At 70.6% G+C, this 26,775-nt stretch carries 25 protein-coding genes and 2 pseudogenes; 10 read left to right on the top strand and 17 right to left on the bottom strand.

Annotation, left to right across the window (positions count from 1 at the left end; genetic code table 11):
- Positions 1 to 3: 3 nt before the first annotated feature.
- Complete coding sequence (locus ACSQ14_RS01705) at positions 4 to 2,166, bottom strand: primosomal protein N' (protein ID WP_436009087.1); 2,163 nt, start codon at positions 2,164 to 2,166, stop codon at positions 4 to 6.
- Positions 2,167 to 2,232: 66 nt separating this feature from the next.
- On the opposite strand from ACSQ14_RS01705, the gene fsa reads away from it, so the two are divergent.
- The 4 genes from fsa (at position 2,233) to ACSQ14_RS01685 (ending at position 6,259) form a co-directional block, all read left to right on the top strand.
- Positions 2,233 to 2,886: a fructose-6-phosphate aldolase gene (gene fsa, locus ACSQ14_RS01700; RefSeq protein ID WP_436009085.1), complete on the top strand. Its 654-nt coding sequence runs from the start codon at positions 2,233 to 2,235 to the stop codon at positions 2,884 to 2,886.
- 24 nt (positions 2,887 to 2,910) lie between these two features.
- The gene (locus ACSQ14_RS01695; RefSeq protein ID WP_436009083.1) at positions 2,911 to 3,588 is read left to right on the top strand and encodes a DUF484 family protein; all 678 of its coding nucleotides are present in this window, start codon (positions 2,911 to 2,913) and stop codon (positions 3,586 to 3,588) included.
- A complete protein-coding gene (locus ACSQ14_RS01690) occupies positions 3,573 to 4,514 on the top strand; it encodes a tyrosine recombinase XerC (RefSeq protein ID WP_436009081.1) in 942 nt (313 codons plus the stop codon). The genes ACSQ14_RS01695 and ACSQ14_RS01690 overlap by 16 nt, the downstream gene beginning before the upstream one ends.
- Before the next feature lie 170 nt (positions 4,515 to 4,684).
- Positions 4,685 to 6,259, top strand: coding sequence for a fatty acyl-CoA synthetase (locus ACSQ14_RS01685; RefSeq protein ID WP_436009079.1), 1,575 nt, complete (start codon positions 4,685 to 4,687; stop codon positions 6,257 to 6,259).
- Positions 6,260 to 6,292: 33 nt separating this feature from the next.
- On the opposite strand, the gene ACSQ14_RS01680 is transcribed toward ACSQ14_RS01685, so the two are convergent.
- The 10 genes and pseudogenes from ACSQ14_RS01680 to ACSQ14_RS01635 form a co-directional block, all read right to left on the bottom strand.
- Complete coding sequence (locus tag ACSQ14_RS01680) at positions 6,293 to 6,547, bottom strand: hypothetical protein (protein ID WP_436009077.1); 255 nt, start codon at positions 6,545 to 6,547, stop codon at positions 6,293 to 6,295.
- 54 nt (positions 6,548 to 6,601) lie between these two features.
- Positions 6,602 to 7,051, bottom strand: a complete 450-nt coding sequence (locus ACSQ14_RS01675) for an N-acetyltransferase family protein (protein ID WP_436009075.1) — start codon at positions 7,049 to 7,051, stop codon at positions 6,602 to 6,604.
- Between the two features lie 11 nt (positions 7,052 to 7,062).
- Complete coding sequence (gene lpdA, locus ACSQ14_RS01670) at positions 7,063 to 8,469, bottom strand: dihydrolipoyl dehydrogenase (protein ID WP_436009073.1); 1,407 nt, start codon at positions 8,467 to 8,469, stop codon at positions 7,063 to 7,065.
- A gap of 95 nt (positions 8,470 to 8,564) precedes the next feature.
- Positions 8,565 to 9,772 (bottom strand): annotated as a pseudogene (odhB, locus tag ACSQ14_RS01665) (2-oxoglutarate dehydrogenase complex dihydrolipoyllysine-residue succinyltransferase).
- Between the two features lie 50 nt (positions 9,773 to 9,822).
- Positions 9,823 to 12,774: a 2-oxoglutarate dehydrogenase E1 component gene (locus tag ACSQ14_RS01660; RefSeq protein ID WP_436009071.1), complete on the bottom strand. Its 2,952-nt coding sequence runs from the start codon at positions 12,772 to 12,774 to the stop codon at positions 9,823 to 9,825.
- 82 nt (positions 12,775 to 12,856) lie between these two features.
- Positions 12,857 to 13,735 (bottom strand): succinate--CoA ligase subunit alpha, encoded by an 879-nt coding sequence (gene sucD / locus ACSQ14_RS01655; protein ID WP_436009069.1) that lies wholly within the window; start codon positions 13,733 to 13,735, stop codon positions 12,857 to 12,859.
- On the bottom strand, positions 13,735 to 14,934 hold the full coding sequence (gene sucC / locus ACSQ14_RS01650; protein WP_436009067.1) for an ADP-forming succinate--CoA ligase subunit beta: 1,200 nt from the start codon (positions 14,932 to 14,934) through the stop codon (positions 13,735 to 13,737). Before sucC ends, sucD begins: the two co-directional genes overlap by 1 nt.
- A 225-nt stretch (positions 14,935 to 15,159) precedes the next feature.
- Positions 15,160 to 15,729, bottom strand: coding sequence for a glycosyltransferase (locus ACSQ14_RS01645; protein WP_436015329.1), 570 nt, complete (start codon positions 15,727 to 15,729; stop codon positions 15,160 to 15,162).
- A gap of 91 nt (positions 15,730 to 15,820) precedes the next feature.
- Positions 15,821 to 16,180, bottom strand: a pseudogene (locus tag ACSQ14_RS01640) (glycosyltransferase family 2 protein); the annotation flags it as partial.
- Entirely contained in the window at positions 16,066 to 17,121 is a 1,056-nt protein-coding gene (locus ACSQ14_RS01635) for a hypothetical protein (RefSeq protein ID WP_436009065.1), read from the bottom strand. The pseudogene ACSQ14_RS01640 and the gene ACSQ14_RS01635, both read right to left, overlap by 115 nt.
- Before the next feature lie 249 nt (positions 17,122 to 17,370).
- Here ACSQ14_RS01635 and ACSQ14_RS01630 point away from each other — a divergent pair, with 249 nt between their 5' ends.
- On the top strand, positions 17,371 to 18,537 hold the full coding sequence (locus tag ACSQ14_RS01630) for a hypothetical protein (RefSeq protein WP_436009063.1): 1,167 nt from the start codon (positions 17,371 to 17,373) through the stop codon (positions 18,535 to 18,537).
- A gap of 206 nt (positions 18,538 to 18,743) precedes the next feature.
- Entirely contained in the window at positions 18,744 to 19,526 is a 783-nt protein-coding gene (locus ACSQ14_RS01625; RefSeq protein ID WP_436009061.1) for a lysozyme inhibitor LprI family protein, read from the top strand.
- 89 nt (positions 19,527 to 19,615) lie between these two features.
- Here the strand turns inward: ACSQ14_RS01625 and ACSQ14_RS01620 are convergent, their stop codons facing one another.
- On the bottom strand, positions 19,616 to 20,605 hold the full coding sequence (locus ACSQ14_RS01620) for a malate dehydrogenase (RefSeq protein ID WP_436009059.1): 990 nt from the start codon (positions 20,603 to 20,605) through the stop codon (positions 19,616 to 19,618).
- A 143-nt stretch (positions 20,606 to 20,748) separates the two neighbouring features.
- Between ACSQ14_RS01620 and ACSQ14_RS01615 the strand changes: the two genes are divergently transcribed.
- A complete protein-coding gene (locus ACSQ14_RS01615; protein ID WP_436009057.1) occupies positions 20,749 to 21,168 on the top strand; it encodes an HIT domain-containing protein in 420 nt (139 codons plus the stop codon).
- Positions 21,169 to 21,277: 109 nt separating this feature from the next.
- Here ACSQ14_RS01615 and ACSQ14_RS01610 read toward each other — a convergent pair whose 3' ends face one another.
- Both ACSQ14_RS01610 and ACSQ14_RS01605 read right to left on the bottom strand, forming a co-directional pair.
- Complete coding sequence (locus ACSQ14_RS01610) at positions 21,278 to 21,796, bottom strand: hypothetical protein (RefSeq protein ID WP_436009055.1); 519 nt, start codon at positions 21,794 to 21,796, stop codon at positions 21,278 to 21,280.
- Between the two features lie 4 nt (positions 21,797 to 21,800).
- Positions 21,801 to 22,664, bottom strand: a complete 864-nt coding sequence (locus tag ACSQ14_RS01605; RefSeq protein WP_436009053.1) for an HpcH/HpaI aldolase/citrate lyase family protein — start codon at positions 22,662 to 22,664, stop codon at positions 21,801 to 21,803.
- A gap of 61 nt (positions 22,665 to 22,725) precedes the next feature.
- Between ACSQ14_RS01605 and ACSQ14_RS01600 the strand changes: the two genes are divergently transcribed.
- On the top strand, positions 22,726 to 23,109 hold the full coding sequence (locus ACSQ14_RS01600) for a DUF2237 family protein (RefSeq protein ID WP_436009051.1): 384 nt from the start codon (positions 22,726 to 22,728) through the stop codon (positions 23,107 to 23,109).
- Positions 23,110 to 23,137: 28 nt separating this feature from the next.
- On the opposite strand, the gene thpR is transcribed toward ACSQ14_RS01600, so the two are convergent.
- Positions 23,138 to 23,671: an RNA 2',3'-cyclic phosphodiesterase gene (thpR, locus tag ACSQ14_RS01595; protein WP_436009049.1), complete on the bottom strand. Its 534-nt coding sequence runs from the start codon at positions 23,669 to 23,671 to the stop codon at positions 23,138 to 23,140.
- Between the two features lie 214 nt (positions 23,672 to 23,885).
- On the opposite strand from thpR, the gene ACSQ14_RS01590 reads away from it, so the two are divergent.
- Positions 23,886 to 24,635, top strand: a complete 750-nt coding sequence (locus ACSQ14_RS01590) for a Bax inhibitor-1/YccA family protein (protein ID WP_436009047.1) — start codon at positions 23,886 to 23,888, stop codon at positions 24,633 to 24,635.
- A 203-nt stretch (positions 24,636 to 24,838) separates the two neighbouring features.
- Here the strand turns inward: ACSQ14_RS01590 and ACSQ14_RS01585 are convergent, their stop codons facing one another.
- Both ACSQ14_RS01585 and ACSQ14_RS01580 read right to left on the bottom strand, forming a co-directional pair.
- Positions 24,839 to 25,174: a DUF2794 domain-containing protein gene (locus ACSQ14_RS01585; RefSeq protein ID WP_436009045.1), complete on the bottom strand. Its 336-nt coding sequence runs from the start codon at positions 25,172 to 25,174 to the stop codon at positions 24,839 to 24,841.
- 329 nt (positions 25,175 to 25,503) lie between these two features.
- The gene (locus tag ACSQ14_RS01580) at positions 25,504 to 26,172 is read right to left on the bottom strand and encodes a DUF1223 domain-containing protein (protein ID WP_436009043.1); all 669 of its coding nucleotides are present in this window, start codon (positions 26,170 to 26,172) and stop codon (positions 25,504 to 25,506) included.
- Positions 26,173 to 26,389: 217 nt separating this feature from the next.
- Here ACSQ14_RS01580 and ACSQ14_RS01575 point away from each other — a divergent pair, with 217 nt between their 5' ends.
- Positions 26,390 to 26,554 carry a hypothetical protein gene (locus ACSQ14_RS01575; protein WP_436015327.1) on the top strand — a complete coding sequence of 55 codons (165 nt, stop codon included), beginning with the start codon at positions 26,390 to 26,392 and terminating at the stop codon, positions 26,552 to 26,554.
- The last annotated feature ends 221 nt before the right edge of the window (positions 26,555 to 26,775 follow it).

The following is a 26,775-nucleotide window of genomic DNA, read 5'->3' as shown; positions in this document are numbered from 1 at the left end:
GGCCTACAAGAAGCTGTACGGATCGACGTCGATGGCGACGCGGATCGCCGCCGGCGGCTTCACCCGCGCGCGCCAGGCGCTCATGTAGGCCGACAGGTCGACGCCGCGGTCGGCGCGCACCAGGAAGCGCTTGCGCCGCCGGCCGCGCACCAGGCTGAGCGGCGCGTCGGCCGGGCCGTAGACCTCCACGCCCTCGGCGTTCGGCGCGGCCTGGGCCATCTCGCGCATGAAGGCCTCGAGTTGGGCGGCGTCGGGGCCCGAGGCGATCACCGCCGCCAGCCGGCCGAACGGCGGCAGCTTGGCCAGTTCGCGCTCCTCCATCTCGGCGGCGACGAAGGCGTCGCGGTCCTGGGCCTGCAGCGCCTGCATCACCGCGTGCTCCGGCGCGTAGGTCTGCAGCAGCGCCTTGCCCGGACGGTCCCGGCGCCCGGCCCGGCCGGTGGCCTGGGCGAGCAGCTGAAAGGTGCGCTCGGCGGCCCGCAGGTCGCCGCCGCGGAGGCCGAGGTCGGCGTCGACCACGCCGACCAGGGTCAGCTTCGGGAAATTGTGGCCCTTGGCGGCGGCCTGGGTGGCGACCAGGATGTCGATCTCGCCCTCGGCCATGGACTCCACCAGCCGCTTGGCTTCGCGCGCGTCGAACACGGTGTCCGAGGAGAAGACGGCGACCCGCGCCTCCGGGAACAGCTGGCGCGCCTCCTCCTCCACCCGCTCGACCCCGGGCCCGATGGAGACCAGGCTGTCCGCCGCGCCGCAATGCGGGCAGCGCTCCGGCTTGGGCATGGAGAAGCCGGTCAGGTGGCAGACCAGCCGGCCCGAGTAGCGGTGCTCGACCAGCCAGGAGTCGGTGTCCGGCGCGGTCATCCGCTCGCCGCAGGCCTTGCACAGCACCAGCGGCGCATAGCCCCGGCGGTTGAGGAACAGCAGGGTCTGCTCGCCCTTCGCCAGCGTCTCGTGCATCGCCGCGATCAGCGGCGGCGACAGCCAGCGCTGGCTCTCCGGCGGGGTCGCGCGCAGGTCGACCAGCTGGATCTCCGGCAGCTGCGCGGTCCCGTGCCGCGCCGACAGCCTGAGCCAGCGGTAGCGGCCGGTCTCGGCGTTGCGCAGGGTCTCCAGCGACGGCGTGGCCGAGGCCAGGATCACCGAGGCCTGCTCGATCTTGCCGCGCACCACCGCCAGGTCGCGGGCGTGATAGATGAAGCCCTCCTCCTGCTTGAAGGAGCCGTCGTGCTCCTCGTCGACGATGATCAGCTGCAGGCGGGTGAACGGCAGGAACAGCGCCGAGCGCGCGCCGACGACGATCCGGCAGCGGCCCGCGGCGACCGCCTCCCAGACCCGGCGGCGCGCCGGCGGGGCGACGCCGGAGTGCCACTCGCCGGGCTGGGCCCCGAAGCGGGTGGTCACCCGGGCGATCACCGCCTGGGTCAGTGCGATCTCCGGCAGCAGGATCAGCACCTGGGCGTCCGGATCGCGCGCCAGGGCGTGGGCCGCGGCCTCCAGATAGACCTCGGTCTTGCCCGAGCCGGTGACCCCGTCGAGCAGGGCGACGTTGAACCCCGGCTCGTCGACCATCTCGTTCAGCAGGCCCGCCGCGGCCGCCTGGCTGGGGTTGAGTTCCGAACCCGGCAGCGACAGATCCGGCGCGTCGCAGGCCGCCTCGGCCGCGACCTCCAGCACCTCCAGCACGCCCTCGTCGACCAGGCCCTTGACCACGCCGGACGAGACGCCCGCGGCGCGCGCCAGGTCGGCCGCCGACAGGGTCTGGCCGGCCGCGGCCTCCAGCACCTTGGTCCGGGCCGGGGTCGCCCGGGCCGGCTGGACGCCGGTCAGACGCACCACGCGCACCGGCTTGGCCTTCGGCGCCCGCGCGCCGCGCAGGGCGATCGCCAGCGACTGGCCGGGCGCGTCGACGGCGTAGCGCGCGGCCCACTGCACGAACTGCAGGGTGTTCGGCGGCAGCGGCGGCTCGTCGAGCCGGCGGTCGACCGCCTTGAGCTTGCGGTTGCCGCCGGCCGCCTCGCGCAGCTCCACCACCACCCCGCGCAGAAGCCTGGGGCCGAGCGGCGCGGCCACCTGGTCGCCGACCGACAGCCCCATGCCCTCCGGCTCGGCGTAGTCGAACGCCTCCGGCAGCGGCATGGGCAAGAGAACGGACGCGATGCGGCTCATTGAGAGGCTTTTGCGCTTTTATCCTCAGCCGCTACAAGCGGCTGCGAGCAACTGAAAGTCTGATCGATGCAGCTCTTCCTCGACACCACCGACATCAACATCCTGAAGGACCTGGCCGCCACCGGCCTGGTGGACGGGGTGACCACCAACCCGACCCTGATCGCCAAGTCGGGTCGACCGATGCTGCAGGTCATCGCCGAGATCTGCGACGCCGTCGAGGGCCCGGTCAGCGCCGAAGTCGCCGCCATGGATACGGTGGGCATGCTGGACGAAGGCCGCAAGCTGGCCGCCATCGCCCCCAACGTGGTGGTGAAGGTGCCGCTGACCCGCGACGGCCTGATCGCCACCCGCGAGTTCGCCCACGAGGGCATCGCCACCAACGTCACCCTGTGCTTCTCGGCCAGCCAGGCGCTGCTCGCGGCCAAGGCGGGCGCGACCTACATCAGCCCGTTCATCGGCCGGCTCGACGACCACGGCGCCGACGGCATGGACCTGATCACCGAGATCCGCACCATCTACGACAACTATGACTACGACACCGAGATCCTGGCGGCCTCGATCCGCAGCTCGGCGCACGTCAAGGAAGCGGCGATGGCCGGGGCCGACTGCGCGACCATTCCGCCGTCGGTGTTCCAGGAGCTCTTCAAGCATCCGTTAACCGAGAAGGGCCTTGAACTGTTCATGGCCGATTGGGCCAAGACCGGTCAGTCGATTCTCTGACCACACGGCAACCGGGGGCGCAGGATGGACGGGACGCAGGGCGGCATTGAAGAAGCCCCGCTGGAGCCGTCCGCGGTCCGGCGCTTCCTGGCCGACAATCCGGAGTTCCTGCGCGAGGACCACGGCCTGTTGGAAGAGCTGGGCCTGAAGGTCGACGCCGCCAACGTCGTCGACTTCGGCCCGGCGGCGCTCGCCCGGGTGCACGCCGCCCACCAGCGCGAGGCGCTGCAGCGCCAGCAGCTGGAGGAGATCGCCCGCTCGAACTTCGCCGCCCAGGCGCAGATCCACGGCGCGGTCGTCGACCTGCTGGACGCCCGCAACCACGCCGACCTCGCCCACCGCCTCGACCATCTGGCCCAGCACCGCTTCGGCCTCGCCGCCGGGGTGATCGCCCTGGAGAGCGAACGCGCGCCGGCGGGCTGGAAGATGCTGGTCGAGGGCCAGGTGGACATGATCCTCGGCGACCACGGCCTGGCCCGGATGGGCGTGCTGCCGACCGCGCTCGGCCTATTCGACGCGCGCCAGGGCGAGATCCAGTCGATGGCGCTGGTGCGCATGGCGATCTGGGAGCCGTCGCAGCAGGGTCTGCTGGCTTTCGGCTCGCGCGAGCCTGAGGGCTTCACCCCGGACATGGGCTCCGAGCTGGTGGCCTTCCTCGCCCGGGTGGTGGAGCGCACGGCGGAGCGATGGCCGCTGCTCTGAGCGCCGCCCCCTTGAGCGCAGGCGAAGCCCGGGCGCTCTGGCTCGCGCACCTGGCCAACGAGCGCCGCGCCTCGCCGCGGACCTTGGAGGCCTACGGCTTCGCCACGGCGCGCTACATCGCCTTTCTCGAACGGCACCGCGGCGAGGCGATGACCGTGCCCAGCCTCGCCGAGGTCACCGCCGGCGAGGTGCGCGCCTGGCTGGCGCACCTGCGGTCCGGCGACCGGCCGCTGTCGCCGCGCTCGCTGTCCCAGGCGCTGTCGGCGATCCGCACCTTCCACCGCTTCCTCGACCTGCGGCTCGACGCGCCGAACGCGGCTATCGGCCTGGTGCGCGGCCCGCGGGTGAAGCCTGGCGCGCCGCGCCCGGTGACCGAGGACCAGGCGCGCGGCCTGATCGCCGAGCCGGCGCTGGACCCGGACCGCGCCGACTGGGAGGCGGCCCGCGACCAGGCGGTGCTCACCCTGCTCTACGGCTGCGGCCTGCGGATCTCCGAGGCGCTGTCGCTGACCCGCGCCGACGCCCCGCTAGGCGTGGAGCTGCGGATCACCGGCAAGGGCTCGAAGACCCGCATCGTCCCGGTGCTGCCGGTGGTCCGCGCGGCGGTCGACGCCTACCTCGCCGAGCTGCCGTTCGTGCTGGGGCCGCAGGACGCGCTGTTCCGCGCCAAGCGCGGCGGGGCGCTGTCGCCACGCCACGTGCAGGCGACGGTGCAGACCCTGCGCAGCCGCCTCGGCCTCGCCGCCAGCGCCACGCCGCACGCGCTGCGCCATTCGTTCGCCACCCACCTGCTGGGCGCCGGGGCCGACCTGCGCTCGATCCAGGAGCTGCTCGGCCACGCCTCGCTGTCGACCACCCAGCGCTACACCGAGGTCGACGCGGAGCGCCTGCTGTCGGCCTATTCGAAGGCGCACCCGCGGGCGTAGGCCCAGCAACTGTCATCCCGGTTTCGCGGAGCGAAGACCGGGATCCATGAACATCGATCTTGGAATGTCTCGCGAAGCGGCGCTTCACTCAGCGCCGCCGTGTTCATGGGTCCCGGACAGCCGCTGCGCGGCTTCCGGGATGACAGCTATGATGACGGCGGGAGGAACCTATGACCGACAAGCTGGCACAGCCGGCGCCCGACCTGATCCGCAGGCAGACGCTGGGCGACGCGCTGCGACGGACAGCGGCGCGGTTTCCCGTGCGCACCGCGATCGTCTGCGGCGCGACCGCCTGGACCTACGCGGAGTTCGACGCGATCGCGACGCGGGTCGCCGCCGGCCTCGCCGCGCGTGGCGTCCGGCCCGGCGACCGGGTGGCGGTGATCGCCCGCAATTCGCACAGCTTCGCCGCCCTGCGGTTCGGCCTGGCGCGGCTCGGCGCGGCGATGGCGCCGATCAACTTCATGCTGCAGCCGGCGGAAGCCGCCTACATCCTGCGCCACTGCCGGGCGAGCCGGCTCTGCGTTGACGCCGAGTTCGCCGCCCTCGGCGCGGCGGCCGCCGCCGAAGCCCCCGGCGTGCGCGAGCTGATCTGGCTGCCCGGCGAGACGCCGACCGCCCAACCCGCCGGAACCGTCAGCTTCGACGAGATCGCCGCCTGCACCGCGCCCTTCGTCGACCCGGGCTTCGGCGCCGAGCAGGTGGCGCAGATCATGTACACCAGCGGCACCGAGGCGTTGCCCAAGGGGGTGGTGCTGACCCACGCGGCGATCCTCGCCGAGTACGCCACCTGCCACGCCGACCTGGAGATCCAGGACAGCGACCGGCACCTGCACGCGCTGCCGCTGTATCACTGCGCCCAGCTCGACGTGTTCCTGGGCCCCTCGATCCAGGCCGGCGGCTACAACCTGATCATCGCCGCGCCGGCGCCGGAGAAGGTGCTGTCGCTGCTGGCCGAGCACCGGATCAGCTCGTTCTTCGCCCCGCCGACGGTGTGGATCGCGCTGCTGCGCTCGGCGCTGTTCGACCAGGTCGACCTGTCGGCCCTGCGCAAGGGCTACTACGGCGCCTCGATCATGCCGGTGGAGGTGCTGAAGGAGCTGCAGCGGCGGCTGCCCGCGCTGCGCCTGTGGAACTGCTACGGCCAGACCGAGATGGCCCCAATGGCCACGGTGCTGAAGCCGGAGGACCAGCTGCGCAAGCCGGGCTCGGCCGGCCGCCCCTGCCTCAACGTCGAGACCCGGGTGGTGCACGACGACGGGAGTGACGTGGCGATCGGCGAGGTCGGCGAGATCGTCCACCGCTCGCCGCACCTGATGCTCGGCTACCTCGACGATCCGGAGAAGACCGCCGCGGCCTTCGAGGGCGGCTGGTTCCATTCCGGCGACCTCGCGACGCTCGACGACGAGGGCTACATCACCGTCGTCGACCGCAAGAAGGATATGATCAAGACCGGCGGCGAGAACGTCGCCAGCCGTGAAGTCGAGGAGACCCTCTACCGGCTGTCCGGGGTGGTCGAAGTCGCGGTGATCGGCCTGCCCGACCCCAAGTGGGTCGAGGCGGTGACCGCCGTGATCGTCCGCAAGCCCGATGCGGCGCTGAGCGAGGCCGAGGTGCTGGCCCACTGCGCGAACCTGGCCGGCTACAAGCGGCCGAAGCGGGTGTTCTTCGCCGACAGCCTGCCCAAGAACGCGAGCGGCAAAGTGATGAAGCGCGAACTGCGGCTGGCTTACCTGGAGCGCTAGCCGCCGCCCACTGCTGTCGTCCCGGGATGACAATCAGGGCGACGGGATGCGGTAGCGCGCAGGCGCCGGGACCATGCAGCCGTCGACCAGCCGCATCACCGCGTACTCGGCCTTGGCGCGCGGCAGGTCGCCGAGCTTGCGGGCCCGCGCGGCGGGCCAGTCCTGCGGCCGCATCAGCATGGCGGGATCGGACGCCTGCGCCATGCCGGAGGGACAGGCGCGTGACGGCGCCAGGGGCGACGAAGGCGGGGCCACGGCGAGGCCGGCCGCCAGGAGGAGCGCGATCATCTCGGCCTCCATGCGAGGAGGCGCATGTTCGCGCCGCGCGGCCGGCGCGCCTAATTAACTTTCAGCCGCACGCCGCTCGCGCACCAGGCGGATCCAGACGACGTCCGACCCGGGATCGCGGCCGCGCTCGGTCGCGACGAAGCCTTCGCGGGCGTAGAAGGCCTGCGCCCGGCGGTTGGCCTCCTGCACCTTCAGCGAGACCGGGCCGCGCGCCGCGGCGACGACATGGTCGAGCAGCGCCTTGCCGATCCCGCGGCCGCGCTCCTCGACGTAGAGGGAGTGGAGGAAGTTCATCGGCCGGTAGAAGCCGGCGAGGCCGAGGATCCGGCCGTGATCGAGGGCGACGAAGATCTCCTCGTCGCGGGTCGAGCGCAGGAATTCCTTGCGGTCGTGCCGCTCGGGCGGCAGCCAGGTGAAGGTCTCGACCAGCACCTTCAGATAGAGGTCGGCGCAGGCCTGGAGCTCCTCAGGCCGCGCCTTTCGGATCTCCAGGTCCTGCGCCAAGGCCAGACTCTTTAGGCCTGCATCGTCCAGCCTTCCACGCCCATCGCCGCCTGGCGCAGGGCCTCGGAGCGGGTCGGGTGCGGGTGGCAGGTGCGGGCGATGTCCTCGGACGCGGCGCGGAACTCCATCGCCACGCAGTACTCGCCGACCATCTCGCTGACCGACGGGCCCATCATGTGCACGCCCAGCACCTCGTCGGTGACGGCGTCCGCCAGCACCTTCACGAAGCCCTCGGTCTCATGATTGATCTTGGCGCGGCTGTTGGCGAGGAACGGGAACTTGCCAGACTTGTAGGCGCGGCCCTCGGCCTTCAGCTCTTCCTCGGTCTGGCCGACCCAGGCCACTTCCGGGGCGGTGTAGACCACGCTCGGAATGATGCCGTAGTTCACGTGCGCCGCCTTGCCGGCGATCGCCTCGATCGCCGCGACCGCCTCTTCCTCGGCCTTGTGCGCCAGCATCGGGCCGAGCGTCACGTCGCCGATCGCCCAGACGCCGGGCGCCGAGGTCTTCCAATGGTCGGTGGCGATGAAGCCGCGCTGATCAGGGGTGATCCCGACGGTCTCCAGGCCCAGGCCGTTGGTGTAGGGCCGCCGGCCGATGGCCAGCAGCACGTAGTCGGCGTCGAGCGTCTCGGCCGCGCCGCCGGCGACCGGCTCCATGGTCAGGGTGACGCCCTTCTTGCTGGTCGTGGCGCCGGTGACCTTGGTGCCAAGCCTGAAGCTCATGCCCTGCTTGGTCAGCTCCTTCTGGAAGGCCTTGGCGACCTCGGCGTCCATCCCGGGCGAGATGCGGTCGAGGAACTCGACGACGGTGACCTCGGCGCCGAGACGGCGCCACACTGAGCCCAACTCCAGGCCGATGATGCCGGCGCCGATCACCACCAGCGACTTCGGCACTTCCGGCAGCGACAGCGCGCCGGTGGAATCGACGATGCGCTCCTGGTCGACCTCGACGCCCGGCAGGCCGGCCGGCTCGGAGCCCGTGGCGATGACGATGTTCTTGGCGGCGAGCTGGGTCACCTGGCCGTCTTCGGCGGTCACCTCGACCTGGCCGGGGCCGGCGATGCGGCCCGCGCCCTTCACCCAGGTCACCTTGTTCTTCTTGAAGAGGAACTCGATGCCCTTGGTCAGCGCGGTCACCGACTCGGCCTTCTGCTTCATCATCTGCACGAGGTTCAGCTTCGGCGTGACCTCGATGCCGAGATGGGCGAACTCGTGGTTGGCCGCCGCGTAGAGCTCGGAGGCGTGCAGCAAGGCCTTGGACGGCATGCAGCCGACGTTCAGGCAGGTGCCCCCCAGGGTGACCCGCTTTTCGACGACCGCCGCCTTCAGGCCCAGTTGGCCGGCGCGGATCGCGGCGTTGTAGCCGCCGGGCCCGCCACCGATGATGACGACGTCGTAGGAAGTGGGTTCAGACATGGTCGAACTTGCTCAGCTTGAATGGGCGCGCAGAGGCGACGCCAGATAGCGGACGCCCCTCCCGGCGGACCGGAAGGGGCGGAGGACTACGCGGATCAGATGTCCAGCAGCAGGCGCTGCGGATCTTCGATGGCGTCCTTGACGCGGACCAGGAAGGTCACCGCGCCCTGGCCGTCGACGATGCGGTGATCGTAGCTCAGCGCGAGGTACATCATCGGCCGGATCACCACCTGGCCGTTCACCGCCACCGGACGCTCCTGGATCTTGTGCATGCCCAGGATGCCCGACTGCGGGGCGTTCAGGATCGGCGTCGACATCAGCGAGCCGTAGACCCCGCCGTTCGAGATGGTGAAGGTCCCGCCCTGCAGGTCCTCCAGCGCCAGTTGGCCGTCGCGGGCCTTCTTGCCGAGGGCGCCGATGCCCTTCTCCACGCCGGCGAGGCTGAGCAGGTCGGCGTCACGCAGCACCGGCGTGACCAGGCCCTTCTCGGTGCCGACCGCGACGCTGATGTCGTAGTGGTTCTTGTAGATCAGGTCGACGCCGTCGATCTCGGCGTTGACCTCCGGCACCTGCTTCAGCGCGTGGACCACGGCCTTCACGAAGAAGCCCATGAAGCCGAGCTTCACGCCGTGGCGCTTTTCGAAGGCGTCCTTGTGCTGGTTCCGCAGCGCCATCACCGCGCTCATGTCCACCTCGTTGAAGGTGGTGAGCATGGCCGCGGCGTTCTGCGCCTCCTTCAGGCGGCGCGCGATGGTCTGGCGCAGGCGGGTCATCCGCACGCGCTCTTCGCGCTCGTGGACCGAGCGCGACGCCTGCGGCGCGGCGGCCGGCGCCGGGGCGCTGGCGCGGGATTCCAGCGCGGCCAGGGCGTCGCCCTTGGTGATCCGGCCGTCCTTACCGGAGCCGGCGATGGCGCCCGCGTCGAGGCGGTTCTCGGCGACCACACGCTGGGCCGAGGGGGCCAGCACCGGCTCGGCCTTGGCCGGAGCGGCGGCGGCCGGCGCCGGGGCGGCGGCAGGCGCGGGGCCGGCGCGGCGGCCGGCTTGGCGGGGGCCGCAGCGGCCACGCCGCCTTCGGTCACCCGGCCGAGCACCGCGCCCGGGGTCACCGTCGCGCCTTCGTCGGCGGCGATCTCGGCGAGCACGCCGTCGGCCGGCGCGGCGACCTCGAGGCTGACCTTGTCAGTCTCCAGCTCGACCAGGACTTCGTCCTTCTTCACCGCATCGCCGGCTTTTTTCGTCCACCGCGCCACGGTGGCTTCGGTGACGGACTCGCCCAGGGCAGGAGTCATGATGTCGGCCATGGGAAAGGGGCTCCTTAAGCTCTCGGTCGGCGTAGGTTCAGCGGGATCGTTTAGGCGAAGGCTTCCTTGAGGAAGGCTTCGAGTTCTTTCAGATGTCGGCTCATCAGGCCCGCGGCCGTCGAGGCCGAGGCCGGGCGGCCGACGTAGCGGGCGCGCTTGGCGGCGATGTTCAGCCGCTCCAGCGTGAGCTCCAGCCACGGGTCGACGAAGGTCCAACCGCCCATGTTCTTCGGCTCTTCCTGGACCCACACCAGCTCAGCGTTCTTGAACCGCTTCAGCTCCTTGGAGAGCGACTTCAGCGGCCACGGATAGAACTGCTCGAGGCGCATGATGTAGACGTCGTCGCGGCGGATCTCGGCGCGGCGCTCGACGAGGTCGAAGTAGACCTTGCCCGAGCAAAGCAGCACGCGCTTGATCTCGGCGTCCGGCTTCAGGGTGACGCCGCCGACGTCGCAGCCGGCTTCGGCCCCGTCCGGCATCACGCGGTGGAAGCTCGAGCCCTCGGCCAGGTCGGACAGGTTCGACACCGCCCGCTTGTGCCGCAGCAGGCTCTTCGGCGTCATGACGATCAGCGGCTTGCGGAACTCGCGCAGCAGCTGCCGGCGCAGGGCGTGGAAGTAGTTCGCCGGCGTGGTCGGATTGATCACCTGCACGTTGTCTTCGGCGCAGCTTTGCAGGAAGCGCTCAAGACGCGCCGAGGAGTGCTCGGGACCCTGGCCTTCGTAGCCGTGCGGCAGCAGCATCACCAGGCCGCTCATCCGCAGCCACTTGCGTTCGCCGGACGAGATGAACTGGTCGATCACCACCTGGGCGCCGTTCACGAAGTCGCCGAACTGCGCTTCCCACATGGTCAGGGTGTTCGGGTCGGTGAGCGAGAAGCCGTACTCGAAGCCCAGCACCGCCTCTTCCGACAGCGCCGAGTCCAGCACCTCGAAGTGCGCCTGGTTCGGACCCAGGTTGCGCAGCGAGAAGTAGGTTTCCTCAGAGGCCTGGTCGACGACGCCGGCGTGCCGCTGGGTGAAGGTGCCGCGCACGCTGTCCTGGCCGGACAGACGCACCGGATAGCCCTGGTCGAGCAAGGTGGCGAAGGCCAGCGCCTCGCCGGTCGCCCAGTCGAGGCCGGCGCCCGACTCGATCGCGTCGCGGCGGGCGTGGATCACCCGCTCGACGGTCTTATGAACGGTGATCCGCTCGGGGATGCTGGTGATCTTGCGGCCGAGGTCGAGCAGCTTGGTCTTCGGCACGCCGGTCACCCGGCGCTCGTCGCCTTCCGGCAGCCGCAGGCCCGCCCACTTGCCGTCCAGCCAGTCGGCCTTGTTCGGCTTGTAGGACTTGCCGGCGTCGAACTCGCGGTCGAGGAAGGCCGCGAACTCGGCGACCCAGCCGTCGACTTCGCCCTGGGTCGCCACGCCTTCGGCGACCAGACGGGTCGCGTAGAGCTCGCGCACCGAGGGGTGGCCCTTGATCTTCTGGTACATCAAGGGCTGCGTCATCGTCGGATCGTCGCCCTCGTTGTGGCCGAACCGGCGGTAGCAGAACATGTCGATGACCACGTCCTTGCCGAACAGCATCCGGTATTCGGTGGCCACCTTGGCGGCGTAGGTGACGGCTTCCGGATCGTCGCCGTTCACGTGGAACACCGGCGCCTCGACCATCAGCGCGACGTCGGTCGGATAGGGCGAGGAGCGGGAGTTCTTCGGGCTGGTGGTGAAGCCGATCTGGTTGTTCACCACGAAGTGCATGGTGCCGCCGACGCCGTAGCCCTTCAGGCCGGACAGCGCGAAGCACTCGGCGACCACGCCCTGGCCGGCGAACGCGGCGTCGCCGTGCAGCAGCAGCGGCAGCACGTGGCTGCGGCCGGCGGTCGGCGTCTCGCGCAGGGTGAAGGCCTGCTTGGCCCGAGCCTTGCCGATCACCACCGGATTGACGATCTCGAGGTGCGACGGGTTGGCGGTCAGCGACAGGTGGACGGTGTTGCCGTCGAACTCACGGTCCGACGAGGCGCCCAGGTGATACTTGACGTCGCCGGAGCCTTCGACGTCGGAGGGCAGCGACGAGCCGCCCTGGAATTCGTGGAAGATGACCTGGTAGGGCTTGCCCATCACCGCGGCCAGGACGTTCAGGCGGCCGCGGTGCGGCATGCCGACCACGATGTCCTGCACGCCCATCGCGCCGCCGCGCTTGATGATCTGCTCGAGCGCCGGGACCATCGACTCGCCGCCGTCGAGGCCGAAGCGCTTGGTGCCGGGGAAGCGACGGTGGAGGAAGCGCTCGAAGCCCTCGGCCTCGATCAGCTTCTTGAGGATCGCCACCTTCCCGTCCTTGGTGAAGGTGATCTCCTTGTCGCGGCCCTCGATCCGCTCCTGCAGCCAGGCCTTCTCCTTGGGATCGGAGATGTGCATGTACTGCACGCCGATGTTGCCGCAGTAGGTGCGGCGCAGGATCTCGAGGATCTCGCGCAGCGTCGCGGTCTCGAGGCCCAGCACATAGTCGAGGAAGATCGGCCGGTCGAAGTCGCTTTCGGCGAAGCCGTAGGTCGCCGGATCCAGTTCGGAGGCGTCGCCCGGGGTGGTGGCGATGCCGAGCGGGTCGAGATTGGCCTTCAGATGCCCGCGCATCCGGTAGGCGCGGATCATCATGATCGCGCGCAGCGAATCCAGGGTGGCGGCGCGCACGGCGTCGCCGGAGATTTCAGGCTGGCGTTCGGCGATCTTGGCGCCGACCTTGGCCTGCACCGCCGGCCACAGGCCGTCCAGGGCGGACAGCCATTCGGGCCGGGGCTGCGGCACGCCGGGCTTGTGCCAGGCGGGGTCGGCGACGGCGCGCTTCACCTCGTCGGCGCGGTCGCCGAGAGTCGAGAAGAAGGCGCGCCAGGACGGCTCGACCGAATTGGGATCGGCCGCCCACTTCGCATACAGGTCCTCTACGAAGGCCGCATTGCCGCCGTAGAGGAATGAGGTCTCAGCGAGAACCTCGTTGATCAGACCTGCGTCGTCCGCCATCTCGTCCGCCTTCCGGAGGCCGGCCGCGGACTTCTGATGAAAGGAGCCGAGGCGCGGACCGCCCTTACGCTAATTTGCCGTCTCAGGCGCCTTTCAGCACCTCAAGCAGGGTTTCGCCCAGCTTCGCGGGGGACGGAGACACGCGGATGCCCGCCGCTTCCATCGCCGCGATCTTGTCTTCAGCCCCGCCCTTGCCGCCGGAGATGATCGCCCCGGCGTGGCCCATATGGCGGCCCGGAGGCGCCGTACGGCCCGCAATGAAGCCCACCATAGGCTTCTTGATGGGTGAATTCTTGATGAATTCAGCCGCTGCTTCTTCCGCCGAGCCGCCGATTTCACCGATCATGATGATCGACTCGGTCTCGGGGTCGTCCAGGAACATCTGCAGCACGTCGACGAACTCGGTGCCCTTCACCGGGTCGCCGCCGATGCCGACCGCCGTGGTCTGGCCGAGGCCGACGTTGGTGGTCTGGAAGACCGCCTCGTAGGTAAGCGTCCCGGAGCGCGAAACAACGCCCACCGAGCCGCGCTTGAAGATGTTGCCCGGCATGATGCCGATCTTGCACTCGCCCGGCGTCAGCACGCCCGGGCAGTTCGGACCGATCAGCCGCGACTTGGAGCCCGACAGCGAGCGCTTCACCTTGACCATGTCGGCCACCGGGATGCCCTCGGTGATGCAGATGATCAGCGGGATCTCGGCGTCGATGGCTTCGAGGATGGCGTCGGCCGCGAACGGCGGCGGCACGTAGATCACGCTGGCGTCGGCGCCGGTTTCCCGGGCGGCTTCGCCCACCGTGTTGAACACCGGCAGGCCGATGTGCTTGGTCCCGCCTTTGCCGGGCGAGGTGCCGCCGACCATCTTGGTGCCGTAAGCGATCGCCTGTTCCGAGTGGAACGTGCCCTGCGAGCCGGTGATGCCCTGGCAGATGACGCGAGTGTCTTTACCGATCAGAACTGACATTAGGCGGCCCCCTGCACGGCCTTGACGATCTTTTCCGCGCCGTCGGAGAGATCGTTGGCGGCGATCACGTTCAGGCCGCTCTTGTTGATGATTTCCTTGCCGAGCTCGGCGTTGGTGCCTTCGAGGCGCACCACCAGCGGCACCTTCAGGCCGGTCTCCTTGACCGCGGCGATGACGCCCTCGGCCAGGATGTCGCAGCGGGCGATGCCGCCGAAGATGTTGACCAGGATGCCCTTCACGTTCGGGTCGGCGGTAATGATCTTGAACGCCGCCGTCACCTTCTCCTTCGTCGCGCCGCCGCCGACATCGAGGAAGTTCGCCGGCGCAGCGCCGTAGAGCTTGATGATGTCCATGGTGGCCATCGCCAGGCCGGCGCCGTTGACCATGCAGCCGATGGTGCCGTCGAGGGCGATGTAGGAGAGGTCGTGCTTGGAGGCCTCGATCTCCTTCGGGTCCTCTTCGCTCTCGTCGCGCAGCGCCTTGATGTCCGGGTGGCGGTAGAGGGCGTTGGGGTCGAACGACACCTTGGCGTCGAGCACCCGCAGCTGCTCGTCAGCGGTGACGATCAGCGGGTTGATCTCGAGCATGGCCATGTCCTTGGCCAGGAAGGCTTCGTAGAGCTGGTTGAGCAGCTTGGTCGCCTGCTTCGCCAGATCGCCCTTCAGGCCGAGCGCCTGACCGAGCGCCAGGCCGTGGTGCGGCCACACGCCCGTCGCCGGGTCGATCGTGAAGGTGATGATCTTCTCGGGCGTCGCATGGGCGACGTCCTCGATGTCCATGCCGCCTTCGGTCGAGGCGACGACCGAGACCCGGCTCGAGTCGCGGTCAACCAGCAGCGACAGGTAGAATTCCTTGGCGATCGCGGCGCCTTCCTCGACGTAGAGGCGGTTCACCTGCTTGCCGGCGGGACCGGTCTGGTGGGTGACCAGCACGCGGCCGAGCATCTCGGCGGCGTTGGTCTTGACATCTTCCACCGACTTCAGGACCCGAACGCCGCCCTTGGCGTCGGGGCCGAGGCCCTCGAACTTGCCCTTGCCGCGCCCACCGGCGTGGATCTGGGACTTAACGACAAACACCGGCCCACCGAGTTGCTCGGCTGCCTTGACGGCGTCTTCCACGGAGAACGCGGGATAACCGCGCGGAACGGCTACGCCGAACTCTTTGAGGACGGCTTTGGCTTGGTGTTCGTGAATGTTCATGAGGTCGCGGGCACTTGCCTATTGACATCGCCGGGTCGGCGAGTGGCGGGCGTTATAGGCGCCATGCCTGAGGCTGGCAACCGCGCGAGCGGCGGTTTTTGCCCCTCCCGGCAAGCTATTTGTGCGCTGCGGCGATGAGCTCTGCAGATGCATCGCCTCATCTTGCCGCGCTTCTGGGCGCCGGCCGTTTTTCGCGGTCCTTTTGCGCACTTAGCGGGCGCCTGGTCACTCCGCGGCCCCCACCGCCGCGGTGGCCCGCCGATCCAGTTTTCCCCAGCCGACCCGCGCCCCGTCGACCGCCGCGCGGATCGCCTTGACGACCACGAAGTACATCAGCTGGCGGTAGCCGAACCGCTGCACCGGCATCCACACGAGGTCGCCCCACGGGGCCCGCCGCTCCAGCGCCATGCCGAGCGCCCCTGCGGAGAGGTCGAGGAAAATGAAGGCGGCCCAGTAGAACAGCGGCCGCATCAGATCGTCCGACGACCACTCGATCGGATGGAAAGCCCAGCCGTACAGCGCCGACAGCGCGCTCCAGATGATCGCCAGGTCGACCAGCGGGGCCAGCGCGGCGAGGAAGATCTGGAACAGCCAGATCTGTGGAAGCGCCACAAAACCAAGCACCGGGCGGCGCGGGTCGAACAGCGCCGCGCGATGCTTCCATAGGCACTGGAGGGTGCCGAACGACCAGCGGAAGCGCTGTTTCAGCAGTCCGGCGACGGTCTCCGGGGCCTCGGTATAGGCCCCCGCCTCGGGGTCGAATTCGACCGTCCAGCCGGCCCGCTGGACGGCGATCGTCAGGTCCTGATCCTCCGCCAGGGTGTCCGCCGGATAGGCCGCCCAGCACCGCCAGAGCGGTGCTGCGCCAGGCGCCGACCGCGCCCGGAACCACCGTCACCGCGCCCAATGCGGCCAGCGCCCGCTGCTCCAGGTTCTGGGTGGTGACATACTCCAGCGCCTGCCAGCGGGTGATCAGGTTGCCGCGGTTGCCGACCACCGCGGCCCCGGCGACCGCGCCGACCTGCGGGTCGGCGAACCAGCGGACCAGCTTGGGAATGGTGCACGGCGGGAACAGGGTGTCGGCGTCGAGCGCGACGATCACCTCGCCGCGCGCCTCGGCCAGGCCGCGGTTCAGCGCCCGGGCCTTGCCGCCGTTCTCGAACCGCCGCAGCCGCACCCGCGGCTCGCCGGCGAAGGCCTCGGCGACGACCCGCGAGGTGTCGTCGGCCGAGCCGTCGTCGAGCACCAGCACCTCCAGGTTCGGCCAGTCCGAGGCGAGGATCTGGCGCACCGAAGGCCCCGAGCGCGACGATCGTGTGGGCCGGGTCGAGCTGCTCGAAGTCGCGCGACAGCCAGGTCTCGAACCAGTCCCGACCGGCGGGCGGGCCGGGATCGCCGCCGCCGTAGTGCTGGTCGTAGGCCATCACCACCACGGCGTCGGCGGCGGCCTGGATGCGCCGCAGCGGCCAGCCGCCCTCGAACGGCACGGTCACCCACCTTCCAACCGCTGGCTTGCAGCGCCGCGCGCGCCCGCGCCAGGAAGGCCGGATAGCGCTGCACCGAGGCCGGCGAGAGGCTCTCCAGGTCGAAGACGTAGCCGGCGAAGCCGCGCTTCTGCGCCTGCGCCGCCAGGGTGGCGATCAGCCGCTGCTGCGCCGCCGGGCCGGCGAGCAGGGCGTCGGCGGCCGCGCCGTCCCAGACCCCGTCGCGCGCATTGAACACCCCCGGCATGATCGACGGCGGGCGCTTGGCGGCGGCGATCGTCGCCCGGGCCTGCGGATCGGCGGTGATGCTCACCCGGCCGCCGCCGCCGCCCAGCTGCACCCACTGCGGCGAGACCACGTCGAGCTGGTCGATATGGTCGGCGAGCGACTCGCGCGAACTCTCGTCCCAGGAGACGTAGAAGCCGACCGACAGCGGCTTGGCGACGCCGCTGGCCACTGGCGAATGCGGATGCGGCGCCTTCGTCCAGGCCTGCCGGCCCTTGAGGCGATGGGCGGTCTCGGCGTGCAGCGCCTGCAGCGTCTGCGGGTCTTTCAGGGCGACCGTCGGCAGCCGCGGGGCGATCGCCAGGGTGGTGAAAAAGGCGGCGACCAGCAGCGCGCCCAAGGAGATCAGCACCCCGGTCAGCAGCCGCATCCGGCGCGCCCGCCGCCCCGTCGGGTCGTGGAAAACCAGCTCGTGCATCGGTCTTCGCTCGAAAGTCTCGCGGACGGCTGTAGCGCGTCGATCCGGGCGGAAGAGTGTCCGACGTCCGCCGGGCTCGGCGCCTGCGGCGGCCTGGACGGCTGCAGCAACGGCGAAGCTCTGGCGTTTTTGCCAAGATTGTGCCTCAATTGCGGCGGGAGAGCGTGCGGCGGGGCAGGTTCGGTCAGGGCGTGGCCGGACTCACTCTGTCGCGCGTCGAGGGGCCTCGCTGTCGTTGGGACCCCGCAAATGCCGTTCGATCCGTCGAAGGACCACGCCGCCGACCTGCTGGTCAGCCGGCCGCCGCGCATCTCGCCGCCGCTGATGGCCGCGGGCGTCGTCGGCGCCTGCGTGCTGGGCGCCGGCCTCGGGCTGTGGGCCCGGCCGTCCAGCCTCGACGGCGCTCCGCCGCCGCGTCCGGCCGCCGCCGCGCCGGCGCGGCCGCCCGCCCCGCGGCAGATCGAGATCCGCGTCGACCGGCCGCCCGCGCCCGCCGCCGCGCCGACGCCCGAAGCCCAACCCCAGCCCGAAGCTGCGGCGCCCCGCACCGAAGTCGCCGCGCCGGCCCGAAGCGAAACCGCACCGGCCGGACCGGCCGCAGAGCCCGAGCTGATCGCGCCGAAGCCGCGTCCCGACGGCCTGGTGAAAGTCCGCGCCGTCGCCCCGACACGGCTGGTCGACGCCGCGCCGCCGAAACCGGCGCCGGACGCGCGCAAGGCGGCTGCGGCGGCCGCACGCAAGAAGGCCGAGGCCGAGCGCGCCGCCCGCGAGGCGCGCGCCGAGGCCCAGGCGGAGGCCGAAGCTGCGGCCGCCGCCGCGCGCAAGCGCCGGCTGGAGAAGGCCCGCCTCGCCGCCGCCGAGGCCGAGGCGCACGAGAAGGCCCAGCAGACGGCGCGCGCCAAGACCGAACGTCGCCTCACCGAGAAGCGGGCCGCAGAGAAGGCGGAGATGAAGCTCGCGGAGAAGAAGGCCGCCGAGAGGAAGGTCGCCGAGAGGAAGGCCGCCGAGCGGCGGCTGGCCGAGCAGGCGGCAGAGGAGAAGGCGGCTGCGGAGAAGGCGCAGAAGCGGCGGCTGGCCGCGCAGCAGGCGGAGAAGCCGGTCCGCGCGGCCGCAGCGCCGGTGCAGACCGCCAAGGCCGCGCCGCGCTGCGCCTCGTCCGATCCCGGCGCGGCGCTCGCCTGTTCCGACCCGGCGCTGGGCGCCGCCGAGCGCCGGCTGAGCCGCGCCTACCGCCAGGCCGAGGACGCCGGCGTGCCGCCCGATCGGCTGGAGCGCCAGCAGCGCCGCTGGCTGCAGGCCCGCGCCAACGCCGCACGCCAGGCGCCCTGGGCGGTGCACGACATCTACCTCGCCCGCATCGCCGAGCTCGAGGACCAGGCACGCGCGGCCGAGCAGGACGACCGCGAGGACTATTGATTTCATCGCAGGCCCGGTCGTCGCAACCGTCGCAGCCGCTCGCGGATTAATCCCGCGAGGACGCGGCTGACGAGGCCTGCTCGATGCCGATCGACCGGAGCGCAGCTCGGGAAGAAGCCCTCTACGCCGGCTTGGCGGAAGACGCCCCGCGACCCTGGCCGCCGCGGCGCGCAGGGCGGTCGCGGCGCCGTCCCTGGCGGCGTGACATGATCGTTGGCGGCGTGGTGCTGACGCTGGGCCTGGGCATCCTGGCCGGCGCCCTGTCCCAGCCCGGGTTGACCGGCGCACGGCCCATCGCCCTTCCCGCGCTGCCCAGCCTGCCCGAGCTGCCCGCCCTGCCCGACCTCGCCGCCCTGACGCGCGCGCCGCCGCCGCCGCAGAGGGTCGCGACCCCCGCGCCGGCCGCGCCGCACCTGCCTGCGCCCCTGCAATCCGTCCTGCCGGCGTCGATCCCGGTGACCTCGGTGCTGCCCCAGGCGCCGCCCGACGCCGCCCCGGCCCCGGCCCCGCTCCCGGCCGCAGCTGCAGCCGCGCCGCCCGCCCCCAGCCGGATGCGGGTTGCGGTCGCCCCGACCCCACGACCGGCGCCCCTGCCCGAGACCGGCGGCCGACTGACCCTGCCGCCGGAGATGACCACACCGACCCCGGCGCCGACGGCGCCGCTGGCGGCGCCCGCGCAAGCCCCCGCAGCGCAGGTCACCGCCAGCTTCGACTGCGCCGCGGCGGGGCCCGGGGCGGCTGAGCAGATGGTCTGTTCGGATCCGGAGCTGGCGGCGGCGGACCGCGAATTGGCGAACGCCTATGGCCGCGCCAGGCGGTCCGGCGCCGTCGACCCTGCGGAGCTCGATCTCGACCAGCGGGATTGGGCGGCGCTGCGCGAGGACGCTGCGCGCTATTCGCGGCGGGCGCTGGTCTCGGTCTACGCCCACCGCATCGACGTGCTGAACGAGATCGCCGACGACGGCGCGCACGACGACGACCAGCACTAAGCCGGCCGGCAAAGAAAAGGGGCGCTCGCGGCCTGCGAACGCCCCTTCGATAGCGGCCCTCGGGTGAACCGAAGGCGTCGCGCCAGGCCTTAGCCCAGCATGTCCTTCACGGTGTCGCGCTCGCCGACCAGCTCGTCGTTGGTAATGGCGATCTTCGACTTGGCGAACTCGTCCATCTCGTAGCCGGTCAGGACTTCGTACGCGCCCGGGGTGGTGGTCTTCACCGGCATGCCGGCCCAGACGCCTTCCGAGAAGCCGTAGCGGCCTTCCGAGTTGACGGCCAGCGAGTGGATCGCGCCCGGGGTGGCCAGGTCGCGGACGTGGTCGATCGCGGCGTTGGCCGCCGAGGCCGCCGAGCTCAGGCCGCGGGCTTCGATGATCGCTGCGCCGCGCTTGCCGACGGTCGGCAGGTACTCGTTCTTCAGCCAGGCCTCGTCGCCGATCACCTCGGCGGCCGGCTTGCCGCCGATCTTGGCGTGGGTGAAATCGGCGAACATCGTCGGCGAGTGGTTGCCGTAGATGAACAGCTCGCTGACGTCGTTGATCGATACGCCGGCCTTCTTCGCCAGCTGGGCGCGGCCACGGTTTTCGTCGAGGCGCACCATGGCGGTGAAGCGGTCCGGCGTCAGGCGCTTGGCCTGGCTGGCGGCGATCATCACGTTGGTGTTGCAGGGGTTGCCGACCACGGCGACGCGGGCGTCGTCGGCGGCCACGGCGTCGATCGCCTTGCCCTGGGCGATGAAGATCTTGCCGTTGTCTTTCAGCAGGTCGGCGCGTTCCATGCCCGGGCCGCGCGGCTTGGAGCCGACCAGCAGCGACCAGTTGGCGTCCTTGAAGGCGACGTTGGCGTCGTCGGTGAGGACCATGTCCTGCAGCAGCGGGAAGGCGCAGTCTTCCAGCTCCATGGCCACGCCCTTCAGCGCCTTCTGGGCGCCTTCGGTCGGGATCTCGAGCAGTTGCAGGATGACCGGCTGGTCGGCGCCGAGCATGGCGCCGGACGCGATCCGGAAGAGAAGGGCGTAGCCGATGTTGCCGGCGGCGCCGGTGACCGCGACGCGGATCGGCTGCTTGGTCGCCATGGGTCTGCTCCAGTAGCTTAGAATGAGGTGGCCGCCGATGCGGTCGGCGGGTCACCTAGCTCACGTAAAGCCGTGCTGCAATGCCGCATGCGGGTGATTCGCAAGCGCTCGCCGCCCGGATTCAACGTTGGTGAGACCCGCTCATGTTCCAGCTCGATCCCGCCTTTTCCGCCACCTCGCAGCTGCTGGGCGAGCTGGCGCTCTGTCAGGCGCGGCTGCAGACCGACGCGCGCTTTCCCTGGATCGTGCTGCTGCCGCGCCGAGACGGCGCGCGCGAGCTGGAGGACCTGACGGCCGAACAGCGGAGCCTGCTGATGGACGAGATCCTCACCGCCGGCGACGCGGTCCGGGCCATCGGCGCGGCGCTTGGCCGGCCGGTCGCCAAGCTCAACGTCGGCCAGCTCGGCAACGTCACGCCGCAGTTGCACATCCACGTGATCGGCCGCCGGCCAGACGACGCGGCCTGGCCCGGGCCGGTGTGGGGACAGGGATCCGCCGAGGCCTATGCGGTCGATGCGCTGGAGGCCGCGCTGGCGGCGGGACGCCAGGCGCTGGGGCTCTGACCGAGATGCTCCCGCTCAGGGGGAGCCGTCGCGAAGCGACTGAGGGGGTTTCCGCTCAGACGCTGATCAAGCCGAACACCGGCCTTCTGAGCGGAAACCCCCTCCGGCCCTATCGGGCCACCTCCCCCTGAGGGGGAGGATCTAGCGCCGGCCCCTTCGGATTGCGCCGCAGCGTCACCGGGGTGCGCGCGCCGCCCTGCACCAGGTTGCCCCGCAGGTCGGGCCCGAGGGTGACGTCCACCCGCCGCTGGCCGCTCGGCCGGAAGCTCAGCACGAAGCCCGAGGCGTCGCGGCGCACCACGTCCAGCAGGCCCGAGCCCTGCGGATCGCCCTCGCGCTTAAGGTCGCGCCAGGCGCCTTCGACGTGGTTGCGCTTGTCGACCAGCTCGATGGCGTAGAGGTCGCCGCCGCTCGCGGCGGCCAGCGTCCAGCCGCCGTCGAGCGGGCCCTGGAAATCCTCCGCCGCCTCGGCCGAGGCGCGCAGCCGCGCGTCATAGGCCTGCTGCTGCGAGCTCTTCGGCGGCTCCGGCAGCGGCCCGGGGTCCTCGACCCGCGGCCCGGCGGGGCCACGGGCGGCGCAGCCGCCGACCACGAGAACCAGTCCGATCACCGCCAGCGCGCGTCTCATCCAGTCACCCTTGCAAGGCGGCGATCGCCTCCGAAACCGCGATCAACCGCTCGGCTTCGGCAAGATGCAGCCGTTCGACCATCTTGCCTTCCACCTTCAGAACGCCCTTCCCGGCGTTTTCGGGCGCCGCGAAGGCGTCAACGACGGTGCGCGCCCAGGCCACCGCCTCGGCGGCGGGGGTGAAGGCGCGGTTGGCGATCTCCAGGTGGGTGGGGTGGATCAGGCTCTTGCCGTCCATGCCGAAGTCCAGCCCCTGCTCGCATTCGGCCTGCAGGCCGTCGAGGTTGGGGATGTCGTTGTAGACCCCGTCGAGGATCGCCAGGCCGCGCGAATGGGCGGCCATCACCGCCAGCGACAGGGCCGGCGCCAGCGGCGCGCGGTCGGGCCGGGCGCGGCAGCGCATCTCCTTCACCAGGTCGTTGGCGCCGACGATCCAGACGTCGTTCTTCGCCGCCTCGGCGGCCCGGGCCAGGGCGTCGAGCTGGAAGACGGCGGCGCAGGTCTCGATCATCGCCCACAGCCGGGTCTTGCCGCCCAGCGGGGCGGCGTAGTGCGCCAGGTCCTCGGGAGTCGAGACCTTCGGCGCCAGCACCGCGTCGGCGCCGGCGGCGGCCGCCGCGCCGAGGTCGGCCGCGCCCCACGGCGTGTCCCGGCCGTTGACGCGGATCACCACCTCGCGGCCGCCGAAGCCGCCGGCCCTGACCGCCTCGACCGCCAGCTGGCGGGCTTCGACCTTGGCGTCCGGGGCGACGGCGTCCTCCAGGTCAAGGATCACCACGTCGCAGGGCAGGCTTTTGGCCTTCTCGATCGCGCGGGCGTTCGAGGCCGGCATGTACAGCGCGCTGCGGCGGGGACGGTTGGCGGTCATGGGGCTTTCGCGCTCCTGCGAGACATGGCGGACGTCCCGTCTAAGCGGTTAGAATGGATCTATGAACACCCGTTATGACGCCGGCGCGAAGAACGTTCTGGGCCGCGAACTGCAATCATGCTCGACCGAGCCGGTGACCGGCTTCTTCCGCAACGGCTGCTGCGAGACCAACCACGCCGACCAGGGCATGCACACGGTCTGCGCGGTGATGACGGCGGAGTTCCTCGCCTACTCTCGCTCGGTCGGCAACGACCTGTCGACGCCGATGCCCGAATACAACTTCCCCGGCCTCAAGCCCGGCGACCGCTGGTGCCTGTGCGCGCCGCGCTGGAAGGAGGCGCTGGACGCCGGCGCCGCGCCGAAGGTGGTGCTGGAAGCCACCCACGAGGAGACCCTGGCGATCGTCACCCTCGGCATCCTCAAGGACCACGCGGTCGAGGCGTGAGCCCCTCCCTCCCCATTAAGGGAGGGACTTACAGGGCGTACTCCGCCTCCAGCCGGTACTGCGCGCCGTCGCTGGCGAGGAAGCTGGAATAGAGGCCGAAGCGGTCGACCCAGATCGGCGGCGATTTCAGCAGGTTGTTGGCCTGGATCCAGTGGGCGACCCTGTCGGGCTCGGCCCGGCGCAGGTAGGCCAGCGTGACATGCGGCCGGAAGTTGCGGGTCTCCGGCTTCAGGCCGGCCCGGCGCGCGGCGGACTCGCAGCCCTTGGCCAGCCGTTTGAGCGGCTCGCTCTCGGCGATCCCGGCCCAGACGGCGTTGATGTCCGCGCCCTCGCCGAACGCCCCGGCGCCCTCGAGCATGATCGCGAATGGGGCGCCGCCGACGGTGGACAGCTCGGCGTCGAGGTCGCGGGCGACGTCCTCGCGCACCTCGCCGAAGAACCGCAGCGTCAGATGCATCTGCTCGGCGGTGCGCCAGCGGGCGCCGTTCAGGCCGGTCTGGCGGCGGGCGAGCGCCTGGGCGATCTCGGCGGGGACGGCGACGGCGGCGAAGAGGCGGATCATGGTCCTAAGACTAACGCGCAGCGGCGCTGCGCGCCCACCCAAGCCACGCCGTGCATTCGCGCCGGCGCCGCCAGCGGCGAGTGGTCCGGCGAAAGCGCAGCCGCCAAACGGCGCAGGTTAAATCGCGTTAATGTGTAGGCTCTTGCTTCGCCTCACGCAGAACACGATATTCGCGTTGCGTCCGACCTGGGCGCTTGACCAAGGGCTCGTCTCAATGAGCGACTTCAACCGCGGCTACACGCGCTCGATCCCCGCCGATCGCGCCGACATGTCGGTGGACGCGGGTCTTCGCAGCTTCATGCTCGGCGTTTACAACAAGATGGCGCTGGGCCTCCTGTTGTCCGCCGGCTTGGCCTGGCTGACCGCCGACTTCGCGCCGGTGACGCAGCTGCTTTATGTGACCACGCCGGACGGCCGCCTGGCCGGCTTCACCCTGCTGGGCACCATCGTCCGCTTCGCGCCCCTGGCGGTGCTGCTGGGCGCGATGTTCATGCGCAACCCGAGCCCGCGCGCGGCCGGGATCATCTACTGGTCGGTCGTGACCGCGATCGGCGCCGGCCTCGGCGTCTGGCTGCTGGCCTACACTGGCTCCTCGGTGGCGATGACCTTCCTGATCACCGCGACGGCGTTCGGCGGCCTCAGCCTGTTCGGCTACACCACCAAGAAGGACCTGTCGGGCTTCGGCACCTTCCTGATCATGGGCCTGTGGGGCCTGATCATCGCCTCGCTGGTCGGCATGTTCTGGAACCCGCCGGGCTTCAGCTTCATCATCAGCGCGCTCGGCGTGCTGATCTTCTCGGGCCTGATCGCCTACGACACCCAGAACCTGAAGATGACCTACTACCAGCTGGGCGGCGACCAGAACTCGATGGCGGTGGCGACCAACTACGGCGCGCTGAGCCTGTACATCAACTTCATCAACCTCTTCCAATTCCTGATGGCGTTCCTCGGCAACCGCCGCTAACCGCACCAGGATCTCCGAGAGACCGGAAGCCCCGGCGGGAAACCGCCGGGGTTTTTGTTTGCGCCCCAGCCAACGCCCCCTCCGTCTCGCGCCTGCGGCGCGATCCACCTCCCCCGCTTCCCAGGGGAGGAGCGGGCGCACGCTGCTCCCCCGCGTGCGGGGGAGCTGTCAGCGAAGCTGACTGAGGGGGCGTTCTGCAGCGGCTAGTCCACGACCTTGAAGCGGCCCTTGTCGAAAAACCGCAGCACCTGCTCCAGCTCGTGGCCGCGCTTCAGGATCATCTCGCCGTGACCGATCACCGCCCAAGCGCCCTGTTTGCGAGCCAGCGCCGGGCGCTTCTCGATGCGATAGAGGGGCGCTTCGGAGGCGCGGCGGAAGACGGAGAAGACCGCGGCGTCGTGCAGCCCGTCGATGGCGTAGTCGCGCCATTCCCCCGCCGCCACCATCCGTCCGTAGAGGCGAAGCAGCCGCTCCAGCTCGCGGCGCTCGAAGAAAGTACGCGCCCCGCCGGGCGCGGCGTAGGACGGGTCGAAAGCCATCGACCACCAGCCTAAACCGAAAATCGGTCGGATGGCGAGCGCGGCGCGCGGGCCACACTATGAACCCGACGTAATTTTGCGCCCTGAAATCACCTTATTTCGGGCACCTGCGGGACAGAACCCAGGTGTTTTATGACCAGTGTCGGTTGGCCGCGCGCGTCGGTCCCGGATCCTGAACAGCCCCCCCAGCCCCCCAGGATCGATGAGCTGGTCAGCCGACACACAGATCCCCCTCTACTTGAGCCCGCGTGGACCTCTCCAGCCACGCGGGCTCTTGTATGTCTGGGACGGACTTGCACGGGGCGGGCTTGTCGGCCTGAGGATGCAGCTCAGCTTTTGCGAGCGACGCCGAGCACCCGGCCGCCGCGGGCGCCCTGGACGATCACCACCGTGACCAGCCCGCTCTCCGCGGCCTTCGGCAGGCGATAGGCCTGGGCGCGGCCGCGCCAGGGGCCCAGCCGCTTCATCTCGCGCACGACGTTCTTCTGCACGACGGTCTGGCCGCGGTTGTCGCCGCTCTTCACGGCGACCTCCTGCTCGCGCGGGTCGTAGCGCACCATCCAGACCTCGGCCCCGCCGCGCGGCGGACGGCCGGTGCCGACGTCGACGCGGCGCGGCCCCATAAAGCGGATCTGCGGGGGATCAGCCGGCGCCTTGGCCGCGTCGCGCACCAGCTTGTCGACCTTCTCCGGACGCAGGCCTGGCGCCTGGGCGCGGCCGTCGACGATCACCTGTGGGGTGTAGGGCTCGTTCAACGCCAGGCGCGCGACATAGGCCTTCTGCCGCTCGGCGTACTCCGGCCTAGCGAAGGTGTCGGGCCAGCCGAGGTAGTCCCAATAATCGACCGGGAAGGTGAGCAGCAGCACGCCCGGCCGCTCGGCCAGCTTCGCGGCGTAGCTGTTGGCCTCGGTGCACGAGGCGCAGCCCTGCGCGGTGTACAGCTCCACCACCACTGGCGGTTTCGCTGCGGCGACCGCCGGCAGGGCGAACAAGATCAAACTGAAGAGCGCGCCCTTCCGCATCGTGGCGAGGCTTAAGCGCAGTTCCCCGCGCTGTAAATCACAAGAAGGCGTGAGCGTAATCGCTCCTCCCCCGTAACACGGGGGAGGTGGATCGGCGCGCAAGCGCCGAGACGGAGGGGGCGCTCTACGCTAGCTTCACCAAACGCGCGCAACCAGCCGCACCCGTCGTCTTGCGAGAGACCTCCGAAGCCGCCTGAGCCTTCCCGAGAAGCTGCTCTGGCGGCGGCTGAAAACGAGCGGCTTCGTCGATGGCCCGCGGTTTCGCCGACAGCATCCGGTTTCTGGATTTCTACTGCACGCAGGCGCGGCTCTGCATCGAGATCGATGGGGCGGCGCGATCGATATCTCAATGATCTAGGGGTCGCCGTGGCCCGGATTTCAGCGAGACGCGTCCTCGAGGACCCGGACGCAGTCGCGATGTGGATGCAGCAGCTGGCGGAAGACCGGATCGGGGCACTGGCCGCTGCGGAGCGCCCCCTCAGTCAGCTTCGCTGACAGCTCCCCCGCACGCAGGGGAGCAGCGAGGCCGCGCCCCTCCACGGAGGGCGCAGCCGGTAGAAAAAACGGAGGAGGCGTCGC

Origin of the sequence: Phenylobacterium sp. LjRoot219, assembly GCF_964252995.1 — a bacterium.
Lineage (GTDB): Bacteria > Pseudomonadota > Alphaproteobacteria > Caulobacterales > Caulobacteraceae > Phenylobacterium.
Note: the sequence above shows the minus strand (reverse complement) of the source record. Positions and strands in the feature narration are given on the sequence as shown.